The organism is Turicibacter sp. HGF1, from assembly GCF_000191865.1.
Lineage (GTDB): Bacteria > Bacillota_I > Bacilli_A > MOL361 > Turicibacteraceae > Turicibacter > Turicibacter sanguinis.
Map to the genome: position 1 here is coordinate 1 of NZ_AEXQ01000036.1, position 11,408 is coordinate 11,408.

Sequence of the window (11,408 nt, forward strand, 5' to 3'; positions counted from 1 at the left end):
GCTAGAAATTAATGTGTTTTATTCTTTTAACAGGTAGATAGATTGTAAAATTAAAGTAATTAGGAATATCTTATATAGTAGTTATTTAAGGTATGATTCTAAGATAATCGTTGATACGGGATAAAAATGACTATTTGCAATAAAAAGAAGCATTCAGTAAATTGAATGCTTCTTTTTATTATGGCGTTTATGAAACTATCTTTTAATTATTTATATACGATTAGCGATAATTTTTTATGAGGAAAAAACAGTTATTTTTACTATAAGATAATTAGTCTTAAAAGAGCCTAATTATTAAGTTTGATTTAAAATAGGTGAATTACTTTCATTATGTATCATTAAGTTTTTATTTTTGACTCTTATTTATTACTTCAACAGAACTAGTTTCTTCTATCATTTTTAGAAATTTACATAAACTCTATTTTTTATAAAAATCTTCATTTTTCTTTATTTTTATGCTTTCTGCTTTCTGGAGCATTATTTATAGAATCTTTCTTCTAACCTTCTTTTTCTATCTTTTTTCTTTGATAGTTCTTTTACTTTTTATCATTTATCCTTCCAGGCTGCTTTTTTTATTTTTTCTTCATTTTTTTCTTCTATACTACCACTATACTTAAACATATCAAACAGTATTTTTAAACAACTTCAGAGAAAAAATTCTTCAAATACCATCGAAACTATAGAAAATATTCATAGATTTATTCTATAGTTTTGTTTTTTGCTTGTATTTAAGTTGTATTATAAAAAAAGAAAATACTTTGGGAAATAATTTTGTGAAAATATTAAATATAGTATAGCTTTTTTGAAATGATAAATTTGTAGGAATCTGAAAGAGAAGTTCGACATCTTTTTCTTACTTAATATTGGATAGCATAGTTTTTATTTCGAGTTTAAATAATAAATAAGATGAAAGTTGAGAGGTCACAAAAGCTAGCATTAGATTTTGATTATTGTGGTAAAAAAGAAACCCAGACAAAAAAATTTATTTTGTTATTTGTGTAGGAGGATTTAAAAATGAAAAAAAGATTTCAATGGATATTCGTAGTAATCATGACGATGTTTATAGCAACGGTGGATTGTCATGCAACCGAGGTAAAGAATTTAAAAGAAATAGATTACTTGGATAAATATGAGGTTATTCATCAAAATATGATGGAAAAAATTAAATACACAGAAAAAACAGGTGATTTAAATTTAGATTTCTTATTTTACATATTACCTTATGAACAATTTGGAGTTGAGATTTCTAAGTCTGAACTTCGTTATGGAAGTAACCAGAAAATAAAAGATGTTGTAAATATAGTTGTAAAAACGAGTAAAGACCATATAAAAGCAATTGAAAAATTATTAAAATCTATGGAAAAGGATCCTGTGATTGATGAAACAAAAGAAACAGCATATCTTGAACAGTTCAATCAACTCTATAATGAGATGATTATTAGTTTAAAGATAGATAGAGAAAATGTACCCGGTACTGTCGATAAGGATTATTTAGATAAAATGGTGGTTTATTTAGACTATGAACAAAAATTTGCTAATTTGATTTTGGCGAATACCAATCATGAAGAAATTATTAAATTAGCTCAAAAAATTATTACTGATGAAGAAAACAATCTCGGGAAACTTAATACATTGTTAGAAATCACGAAATAGTATGATTCAATAATTAATTTAAATTTTTTTAAAGAAAAAACCTTAGAGAAATGAACAAAATTGTCATTTTTCTAAGGTTTTCATACTTATATAGCTAATTAATTTTATAAGATAAAAATATTCTTAAATAGCCGAATCGATAAATTTATCCACAATTTTTATTACGATTGAATGATGATAATTCAATTATTATAATAAGGTAATATTATTATATCCTGTAAGTGGTTTTCATCTGAATTTTGATTGGATACACTTCGTTAATCTAGATTTTGTGATTTTTCCTGTGGAGCCTAATCGGGTACACTGGCAGAACTACAGGTAAATCAATACTAGCTTGAATTGATTTAGTTACTTTTAATTCAATGAAATTTCCTTTTAAAGTATTTATATCTGAAGTTTTCAAAACGACATAAAAATTTTTATTTTATAGAAGGTGTAATTTATTTCTTCTTTTATCTATATAATAGTTGTTCCTGAACTATCTGTGTTAATTGATCATCTGGATGTGGAACAATTAGCGATGAAACATCTGCGTCACTTAATGTTTATACTTGATAGTTTACCTAAAAGATATGAGTGACTGTCGTTACAGTATTATCAATATCTTCTTCTTCATATGGGGCATAAGTTTCTAATACTTTAAGGTTGGATAAAGGTCCAGCTTCCTTATCATAGACCATTACACCTTGCAATGAATTGAATGATTCTCCTGAAACTAGTATCAATTCTACATTATCAATATCTGTTGGCTTAATATAATCATATAGTCTAGCTATGAACTAATAGCATACGAATACGAAAATAAAGGTATTATCAATAACTAATGATAATAAAATAAACACTCCAATCAACTTTTTGTTATTCATCTTTATATATTAAGAATGATTATACTATTCTATACTCTTATTTTTTTGTGTTGAAAAATTGAGTTTTTTACATTTTTGATAAAATAACAAAAAAAGATTTACCTTGAATTACCAAGGTAAATCTTTTTTAATTACTTTCAAAACTAATATATTGAGTTAATTGCTGATTTACGGACATTTGATTTTCGGTACATTTGATGCTGATAGCACCATCGCTTGTTAAGAGTGTTTGAGTTCCTAGCTGATTGAGTATTGAGATAACTTTTTGATCTGGAGCGTTATCTTCTGAACAAGTGATAACAGCATAATCAGGTTTAATTGTATTTAAAAAGAGTGGGAGGACATCATTATCTTTTCCATGATGCGGAATTTTTAAAAATTTATAGGTAGATGGATAAATAGTTAAAAACTCTGTTAAACGTTGTGATTCTGCATCTCCTGCAAATAAAAAACTGTTTTCTCCATAGATGAGGCTAGTTATAATGGAATAGTCGTTTGATTGTTCGTATTCTGTTTGTTGTGCTGGATACAGTGTTAGTTGAGCATCATTTATTGTTAAGTTCATGGTTTGTGTTAAAAGGAGTGGCGTTATATCGTGACGAGATAATGCATCGATATATTCTTGGTACTGGGTTGAATCTTTTGAATAATTGGCTTGAATGATTTGATCAACAGGAATTTCATCTAAAATGATATCGGCACCACCGATATGATCTTTATCTAGATGGGTTAAAATTAAATAATCGATATGATCAATTCCTTTTTCATGAAGGGAAGCAAGAATTTGTTCGCCATTTCGATCTAAACCAGTATCAATCATGATAGTTTTATCACCAATTTCTATAAAAATACAGTCTGATTTTCCGGTATCAAGAATTGTAACTTCAAGTGAGATGTTTGAAGGATCTAAAGAAGTTACTGAGAGATTGTTGATTGATTGTTTACGATTACAGGCAGATAAAGTTGTAAAACTGGTACAGACGATAAATGAAAAACATAATTTTAATAATGATTGATGTTTTATCACATTCAAGCACTCCATTCTATCAGATTGAGTCTATGGCTGAGTTTAGATATAGTGTTTGTTAAATATAGAATATCATAAAGCTAATGTTCAAGTACTACTCTTAATATATAAAAAAAGTAGAAATTTATAGGAATAGAACGATGTCAATTCTTTTTGTTAAAACAAGTCCTAGACAAGATATATATTAGGTAAAATTTAATAGTTTTTATCAATTAGTTTTATAGGTTAGAAGTCATTTTTTTAAATTTAATTTTTTTAATCTATAAGTTTAGTAATAATAAATATGTTTTTTAAAGAGAAGATAAATAAAAAAACGATTTCATTCTATCGAAAAAAATCGTTTTTTGAAATTATTTAGAATGAATTGGAAGCCATTCTAAGAATTTCTCAATGTATTCATCCCAGAAGCACCAATCATGTTCTCCTTTACTTTCTATATAAGTAAATTCGATGTTTTCTGAAGTTAAGAAATCTCTATACTCTCGATTATTAACTAATAAATAATCTTCAGTCCCGCAAGAAAGATATAGTTTTGGGATTTCTAAGTTTTCAGTTTTTAGCTTTTTAATAAGGGCATAATAGTCACAATCGCTACCAGATAGTTGAGTTAGATCTCCAAAGATACTTTCAAAGTAATCTCGTGTTCTAAAGAAAGTTTCGTGTTCTATTGGTGCATTTATAGCTTCGTCTAAAATAAGACCTGAAGAAAATCCACCAATATGACTAAATGTATCATGATATTTTAGACCATTTCGAATGGCACCATATCCACCCATTGAGAGTCCAGCGATGAAAGTATCTGCTCGGTTTTTAGAAAGTGGAAACATTGCTCTAGAATGATTAATGAGTTCTTCACCAATGAATCTGCCATAATAATCTTGACGTTTTTGATGATCAACATAAAAACTATTATCTCCTGAGGGCATAATAACAGCTAATTGATGATCAGTAGCCAGTTTTTTAATACGTGTATTTGTAATCCAATCCTCACAATTTCCTAACATCCCATGTAAAAGATAAAGGGTTTTAAATGGTGGAACAGTATCACTTTCAAGTGAACTTTCAATTGGAATAATGGCTTTATAAGTTACATTTCGATTTAAACATTTAGACATGAAGTTGACAGTTAAAACTGACATCAGAGGTCCCCCCTTAAAATTAATTGTTTTATTTTTACTATATCATGTTTAAATAACTAAATAAAGCGATTTCATAAATGAAATTATCTATTAATTCGTCATGATAACTGATTAAATAATCAATTATTGTAATATAATTGTAATAAATGGAAATATTAGGAGGGGTAGTTTGAAAAAGTATTTATTATTTATCGTGATGGTTTTATGTTTGGGAGCTTGTGGTGTGGAACAAGAGGTTAATATTCTAAATCAGGGGGGAGAAAGTCTTGCGATTCAGATGGGAGAGACTGATTTGGGGGTAGTTGTGCATAACTTAGATGAAAGTAAGTTAACCACAATGACCTTGACGAAATTTAGGGTAGAACCAGTTGAGGAGTCATTTTTATTTATTCCAAAATATATCGGAAGTCAGATTACAGTGTATCCTGTTAATTGGGAGGAAAATCACCTAGCTACTGGTGATGCCTTGCTTGAGATTAATGATGTTCAAAATTATGGGGCTCTTTATTTAAAGTGTCCAGTTCCTGAAGGAATTCCCGCGATGAAAGTAGTGATAACTTATGAAGGTCAAAGTTGTGAGTATGTGATTACATATGATGGAAGTGGAATGCGGGATCAAGTAGAGTTTTTAGGGAATGAAATAGTAGATTAGAAGTAGTGAAGCGAGAATTTTAGGTTCTCGTTTTTTATTAAAAAAAGTATAAAACTACCGTATAATGTCACCAAAAAAAACATATTTATTCTTAAATTTTATGATATGATAGTCTAAGACTACAAAATAACCCTAAATTAGACTTTTTAGGACAACGTAGAATGTTTTTTATTAGGAGGGGCTATAGATGAATCGACGAAATAAAGATGAATTTGAAGATAAAGTAAGTTCTTGGAGTGAGAGAATCGGGGCTTCAATTATTGGAGTATTAACAGTGTTAGGTGTAGGATTAATTACTTATACAGGTGTTAAGGCAGTAACTTTTGAAACTCCAAAAGTAGAACAAGAATATTTAACATTAGAAGATACTGAAGTGACACCAGATGTTGCACCCGAGGCAAATGAACAAGACCAATCGGTGACTAATACGATAACAGAAGAAAATGTAACACAGGAAGAAGTTACTCAACCTGAAACTCCGGTCGAAGAAACACAACCAGAAATACCTCAATCAGAACAACCAGTGGTTGAAGTACCCCAAACAGTTGAAGCAACTTGTAATATTGATGGGGTTAATGTTCGTGAGGAACCAAAAACAGGAACAACCATTATTGGCCAATTAATCTCAGGTGAAAAAATCACAGTATTAAACCGTAATTATAGCGATGAATGGGTTCAAGTTTCATACGATGGACAAACAGGATACGTTTATCATGAATATTTAGATTTTAACTAATGTAAAAAAGCTAGCACTACATCACGTGCTAGCTTTTTATTTGGATTGTTAAGTGATGATGGTTGTATCAATGTGCTTAGAAAACTATCAAGAAGGGCGTTTTCTAAGCATATTGATATTGATGGCGATATCTTAACGTAAAGAAAATAGAGATAAATAGTGTTATGATCTCAGCAAATGGAATGGTTAACCAGATGCCATTGACTTCTAAAAACAAAGGCAATATGGTAATCCCGATGATGACTAAAACTAATGTTCTCATTGTTGAAATTAAAACAGATATTTTACCATTTGAAAAAGCAGTAAACATAGCAGATGCAAAGGTATTAATTCCAACGGTTAAGAAGCTAATAGAAAATAAGTTAAATCCATCAAGAGTCATTTGATAGACGTCGCCTGTATCCCCAGTAAAAATTTGGATAATAGATGGGGCTAAGATAAAGGAAAGAATAAAGGTTGTAATCGATGCGACAAGGATAAATCCATAGCTATATCGAATGAGTTGTTTTAATTCATTAGAATTTTGTTCTCCGTAGCTGTAACTAATAAGAGGTGCAGCTCCTGATGAAAATCCAAGATAGATTGAAATGAGAAGAAATTGGGCGTATAACACGATAGTCATGGCTGCTACTCCATCTTCACCTAGGTAATTAATCATCATAAGATTAAATAGTAAGGTTGTAACTCCACTTGAAAGATTGGTAACCATCTCAGAGGAACCATTTGAAGCACTCTGAAGAAGTACTTTGGCATCAAATACAGGCTTTTCAAAGTGAAGGTAATTCTTTTTATTTAAAAAGTAGATAATTCCGATGATTGAAGGAATTAACATTCCAATAACGGTTGCTAAGGCAGCTCCGGCAATTCCCATTTTTAAAATTACAATAAAGACATAATCGAGAATCATGTTGCTAAATCCACCAATTAGTGTATTGATGAGTCCCAATTTCGGATTATTTGCTGTTACCATAAAGTAGTCAAATAGTGATTTTAAAATAGCGACTGGGGCAAAGAATGTTATGATTGAAATATATTCCTTACAATATGAAAATAGGGTATCAGTGGCACCTAATGATTTAATAATCGGATCTAAGAAGATAAGTTCTATTAGCATTAAAACAATTCCAATAATGGTTGAGCAGATAACAATGAGTGTGAAATTTTGTTTGGCTTCTAATGTTTTTCCTTCCCCTAATTTTTTTGCCACGATGGCACTCCCACCAGTTGCAAACATGATAGCAACTCCCCAAGTTAGCGTAGATAGTGGAAGTGTAATATTAATAGCTGATAAAGCGGCTTGCCCGACGAAGCGGGAAACAAAGATTCCATCAATGATGGTATAAAGTGATAAAAAGACCATCATAATCATGGTTGGAATCGTAAAGTTCATAAATGATTTAAAAGATAATGTTGATTGATTCAGATTAATCCCACCTTATTTTAAAAAATATTTTGTATCTTGCTATACTATGATAAAGTATACGGTAACCATACAGTCAAGAGGAGCACATAAATATGAGTGGAATTTCATCGAAGTATTTTACAACAGGAGAATTTGCAAAGTTGTGGGGAGTTAAAAAACAAACTCTATTTCATTATGACGACATTGGTATTTTTCAACCGGCTAAGAGGGATAGCAATGGATATCGTTACTATACTTATCAACAGTTTGAGGTTTTTGCTGTTATATCTGTTTTAAAAGAAATGGGAATGTCTTTAAATGAGATTAAAATTTATCTCGATAATCGAACTCCTGAGGGATTAATTGAATTATTTGAAGATCAGGTGATTAAAGTCAATCGAGAAATTGACTATTTGAAACGGATTCAACAAGTAATGAAAACTAAAATTGAGCTAACGAAAAAAGCAACTTTAATTGATCATACTAAAATTGAGATAAAAGAATATCAAGAAGATTATTTAATTTTAAGTAATAAATTAGATATCTCTGATGATTTAAAGTTTTTTAATGCATTAGTTGAATTTCTTAAGGATGATGAACTGGGACATGCGACTTTGTATTCTATTGGCACGATGATTAGCAAGGAGAATTTATTGAATCAGGAGTGCACTAAGTATACATATTTTTATTCTCCTATAACTAATAAAACTCAGGCTCGAATGTTATTTTTAAAACCTAGAGGAAAGTATGTAGTAGGATATCATAAAGGAAGTTATGAGCAGATTTACAAAACATACGAATTATTATTGAATTTTATTGAAGAGAAACAATTGAAAATTATTGGTTATGCATATGAAGAGTTGCTGTTAGATGAAATCTCTGTAAAAGGTTATGAAAATTATATGACTCAGATTATGATTCATGTAGAAGGTTGATTAACTTCTAATAAGATTATTAGATTACAAAACTAAGAAAGAGACCGATATAAAAATTATTTATTCCCCAAAAGAAGATAAAAAATCAAAGGGAAGTCGTAACTGGCAAGATATAATAGATTATGAATTAATAAAACGAGCTTATCCAAAGAATTCTATTTATGATTCATACCTACTAGTATACGAAAGGATAATTGATTTAAATGATGCTCGTGTATATTAACGTATGGTTAATTTTTATGCTTACAAGTTTAATTATCGCGTTATTGTTTCCTCCTTATCGAGGACGTATAATAAATTTAAAGGGCCCGAGTCGTAAGATTTTAAGGAGACAAAACGATGAATTTGAATATTGGAAAAGTTATTTATGAGTTAAGAAAGAAAGCTAAGGTCACACAAGAACAATTAGCAAATGCTGTGGGAGTCTCAGTACCTGCTGTTTCAAAGTGGGAGAATAACACGAGTTATCCAGATATTACGCTATTACCGGCGATTGCTCGCTATTTTAATACAAGTATTGACGAACTGATGAGTTATGATATGACCTTATCGACGGAGGAAATCGACGTCTTTATAAAAAAATGTCAAAGTATGTTACAGACTCAACCTTTTGAGATGATCGTCAAAGAATGTGAATCGTATTTGCATCAGTACCCAAATAGTTTAGAACTAAAGCTGAATATTGGTTCTTTATATATGATGTCATTTAGTTTTTTAACAGAAGAGTCAGATTTTTTAGAAATGATGAATAAAGCAATTGCCCTGTTTGAAGAAGCAGCCACTAGTTCAGATATCAAAGTACAAGAACAGGCTCATTTTCTTTTAGCTAGTCTTTATGGCATGACGGAAGATGAGAAAAAAGCAGAAGAAGTATTATTAAAAATCCCAAAATCTGAATTGAACAGAGATGATTTATTAATTCCAATATATATCCGTCAAAAACGTTACGATGAAGCTAAAAAGATGATTCAAACTAATATAATGAGAGCACTTCAATCTATTACGTTATATTTATCTAATTATGAGAATTTAGCCATTAAGGAAGACAACTTGGAGTTGGCAGAAAAATTATTACTTATTCAGCCTGAACTTGTAAATTTATTTGATTTAGAAAGAGAATTAGGATTAGGTTATGCTCTAGAGGCTGCTAATTTTTATGCAAGATTGAAAAATAAAGAAAAAACGTTATCGTTTTTAGGAATGCTAGTCGATAAGTTATCATCAACAGAGAAAAAAGGAAAGTCTGAATTTTTTAATCTGTTGGATTTACATGAAAGTGCCGCTGCGTCTCAGTTACCTATATTACTTTTAAGGTCATTAGATATGGATAGATGTTATGATTTTATAAAAGAAGATAATACATTTAAAGTATTAGTTCATCGTTTAGAGCGATTAAAACCTCATGATTAACATGAGGTTTTTTTGATATGTCAAATAATCTAATAATGAGACATTCTTTTCGTTTGTCTTTATAGCGTGAAAAGAGTAGAATAAAGTGTTGTTAGAGTCATTTAACATAGTAAACATAGTTAGAAAAAGAGGGGTAATACATGAGATTAATGGCGAAACTATTTGGTATCTTGATGGTTGTCGGCATTTTGATTGGTTTTTATTCTGCTTATGTAGAACCTCATTTATTACGTGTGAAGCAATATGATATGAAATTTGAGCAAGTAGCGGGCAATCCTATTACGGTTGTGCAATTTTCAGATACTCATGTCGGTGATTTTTTTACAACAGAAGATCTTAAAAAGGTTGTAGATAAGATTAACGAACAACAGGCGGATCTTGTATTGTTCACAGGTGATTTAATGGATAATGCAGCGGAGTATGATGGGTCAATTGATGAGATTGCGACGATTTTATCTAAAATAAAAGCAACAAATGGTAAATATGCGGTTTTTGGAAATCGTGATTACGGAGGCGGTGCAGAACGCTTTTATGAAGATTTAATGGAGTCGGCAGGGTTTGAAGTGCTTGTAAATTCCAGTCGGACTTTAGAAGTTAAAGGAACAACTATCAGTTTATTCGGTGCTGATGATGCTTTAATTGGGTACTATAATTCAAATAAAACGATGCAAGGAATCAGTAATGATCACTTGAATTTGCTACTGATTCATGAACCAGATTTAATTTCTGATTTCCTCAGTTACCCCATTGATTTAGCAACAGCTGGTCATAGCCATGGAGGACAAGTTTATATTCCATTTTATGGGCCATTATTAACGACAGCTTTGGCAGAGGATTATGTGCGTGGGCTTTATGATTTTGGAAATAATCGAAAGACATTACTTTATGTAAATACCGGGATTGGAAATACAAAAGTACCGTTTCGATTATTTAATGTGCCACAAATTTCAGTATTTAAGTTAGAGAAAGCAGAATAGTCTGCTTTTTTTGTTACAATAAGGAGTAATAAGGAGGGATTTCATGAAATGAATTCGATTACGTTCATCTGATGAGAAGTATTTTAATCAGGCATGGGCGATTTATGAACAAAGTTTTCCGGTTTTTGAACAACGTTTACTAAGAGATCAGCAAGCAGCAATGAAAGATGAGGAATTTTATTTTATAGCTATTGTAGAAGAAGAGCGTGTTATTGCAATCGTAGGATATTGGATTTATCCACAGTTTATTTATATTGAACATTTAGCCGTACATCCAGAGGTTCGGGGTCAAAAAATTGGAACAAAAGTATTACATGAATTAAGGGAGCTTCAAAAGACTCTTATTCTTGAAATTGATCCACCTGTGGATAACATTTCAATTAAGCGTCTTCATTTTTATGAAAATGTGGGATTCAAGTTGAATGATTATCCTCATGTCCATCCCGCATATCGTTTAGAGTATAAGGGGCATGAATTAAAGGTTTTAAGTTATCCACAAGGCATTTCATTACATGTCTTTAAAATATTTAGACAATATTTAAATGATACAGTTATGAAATATTCTGAGCGTTAATGAAAAAGGCTATCTATATAGATAGCCTTTTTCATTA

The 11,408-nt window shown here is 30.3% G+C and carries 11 protein-coding genes; 7 read left to right on the top strand and 4 right to left on the bottom strand.

Going from position 1 to position 11,408, the window contains the following annotated elements; all coding sequences use genetic code 11:
- Positions 1 to 1,014: 1,014 nt before the first annotated feature.
- Positions 1,015 to 1,653, top strand: a complete 639-nt coding sequence (locus HMPREF9402_RS03675) for a DUF305 domain-containing protein (RefSeq protein WP_009606516.1) — start codon at positions 1,015 to 1,017, stop codon at positions 1,651 to 1,653.
- Between the two features lie 563 nt (positions 1,654 to 2,216).
- Here the strand turns inward: HMPREF9402_RS03675 and HMPREF9402_RS14850 are convergent.
- The 3 genes from HMPREF9402_RS14850 to HMPREF9402_RS03685 form a co-directional block, all read right to left on the bottom strand.
- The gene (locus tag HMPREF9402_RS14850) at positions 2,217 to 2,345 is read right to left on the bottom strand and encodes a hypothetical protein (protein WP_009606528.1); all 129 of its coding nucleotides are present in this window, start codon (positions 2,343 to 2,345) and stop codon (positions 2,217 to 2,219) included.
- Positions 2,346 to 2,646: 301 nt separating this feature from the next.
- On the bottom strand, positions 2,647 to 3,546 hold the full coding sequence (locus tag HMPREF9402_RS03680) for a ComEC/Rec2 family competence protein (RefSeq protein ID WP_238526642.1): 900 nt from the start codon (positions 3,544 to 3,546) through the stop codon (positions 2,647 to 2,649).
- 350 nt (positions 3,547 to 3,896) lie between these two features.
- Entirely contained in the window at positions 3,897 to 4,685 is a 789-nt protein-coding gene (locus HMPREF9402_RS03685) for an alpha/beta hydrolase (protein WP_006783912.1), read from the bottom strand.
- 169 nt (positions 4,686 to 4,854) lie between these two features.
- Between HMPREF9402_RS03685 and HMPREF9402_RS03690 the strand changes: the two genes are divergently transcribed.
- Both HMPREF9402_RS03690 and HMPREF9402_RS03695 read left to right on the top strand, forming a co-directional pair.
- Positions 4,855 to 5,337, top strand: a complete 483-nt coding sequence (locus HMPREF9402_RS03690) for a hypothetical protein (RefSeq protein ID WP_009606523.1) — start codon at positions 4,855 to 4,857, stop codon at positions 5,335 to 5,337.
- 187 nt (positions 5,338 to 5,524) lie between these two features.
- Complete coding sequence (locus HMPREF9402_RS03695; RefSeq protein ID WP_009606518.1) at positions 5,525 to 6,073, top strand: SH3 domain-containing protein; 549 nt, start codon at positions 5,525 to 5,527, stop codon at positions 6,071 to 6,073.
- A gap of 103 nt (positions 6,074 to 6,176) precedes the next feature.
- Here HMPREF9402_RS03695 and HMPREF9402_RS03700 read toward each other — a convergent pair whose 3' ends face one another.
- Complete coding sequence (locus HMPREF9402_RS03700; protein WP_229040155.1) at positions 6,177 to 7,442, bottom strand: MATE family efflux transporter; 1,266 nt, start codon at positions 7,440 to 7,442, stop codon at positions 6,177 to 6,179.
- 146 nt (positions 7,443 to 7,588) lie between these two features.
- On the opposite strand from HMPREF9402_RS03700, the gene HMPREF9402_RS03705 reads away from it, so the two are divergent.
- The 4 genes from HMPREF9402_RS03705 (at position 7,589) to HMPREF9402_RS03720 (ending at position 11,371) form a co-directional block, all read left to right on the top strand.
- Entirely contained in the window at positions 7,589 to 8,410 is an 822-nt protein-coding gene (locus HMPREF9402_RS03705; RefSeq protein WP_009606520.1) for a MerR family transcriptional regulator, read from the top strand.
- Between the two features lie 339 nt (positions 8,411 to 8,749).
- The gene (locus tag HMPREF9402_RS03710) at positions 8,750 to 9,820 is read left to right on the top strand and encodes a helix-turn-helix domain-containing protein (protein ID WP_006783917.1); all 1,071 of its coding nucleotides are present in this window, start codon (positions 8,750 to 8,752) and stop codon (positions 9,818 to 9,820) included.
- A gap of 140 nt (positions 9,821 to 9,960) precedes the next feature.
- Positions 9,961 to 10,797 carry a metallophosphoesterase gene (locus HMPREF9402_RS03715; RefSeq protein WP_006783918.1) on the top strand — a complete coding sequence of 279 codons (837 nt, stop codon included), beginning with the start codon at positions 9,961 to 9,963 and terminating at the stop codon, positions 10,795 to 10,797.
- Positions 10,798 to 10,897: 100 nt separating this feature from the next.
- A complete protein-coding gene (locus HMPREF9402_RS03720) occupies positions 10,898 to 11,371 on the top strand; it encodes a GNAT family N-acetyltransferase (RefSeq protein WP_083809699.1) in 474 nt (157 codons plus the stop codon).
- The last annotated feature ends 37 nt before the right edge of the window (positions 11,372 to 11,408 follow it).

What these genes read in the sequence shown, in the direction of transcription:
- HMPREF9402_RS03695 (WP_009606518.1), top strand. Translation starts at nt 5,525, where the DNA reads ATGAATCGACGAAATAAAGATGAATTTGAAGATAAAGTAAGTTCTTGG.
- HMPREF9402_RS03700 (WP_229040155.1), bottom strand. Translation starts at nt 7,442, where the DNA reads ATGATTATGATGGTCTTTTTATCACTTTATACCATCATTGATGGAATC.
- HMPREF9402_RS03705 (WP_009606520.1), top strand. Translation starts at nt 7,589, where the DNA reads ATGAGTGGAATTTCATCGAAGTATTTTACAACAGGAGAATTTGCAAAG.
- HMPREF9402_RS03710 (WP_006783917.1), top strand. Translation starts at nt 8,750, where the DNA reads ATGAATTTGAATATTGGAAAAGTTATTTATGAGTTAAGAAAGAAAGCT.
- HMPREF9402_RS03715 (WP_006783918.1), top strand. Translation starts at nt 9,961, where the DNA reads ATGAGATTAATGGCGAAACTATTTGGTATCTTGATGGTTGTCGGCATT.
- HMPREF9402_RS03675 (WP_009606516.1), top strand. Translation starts at nt 1,015, where the DNA reads ATGAAAAAAAGATTTCAATGGATATTCGTAGTAATCATGACGATGTTT.
- HMPREF9402_RS03685 (WP_006783912.1), bottom strand. Translation starts at nt 4,685, where the DNA reads ATGTCAGTTTTAACTGTCAACTTCATGTCTAAATGTTTAAATCGAAAT.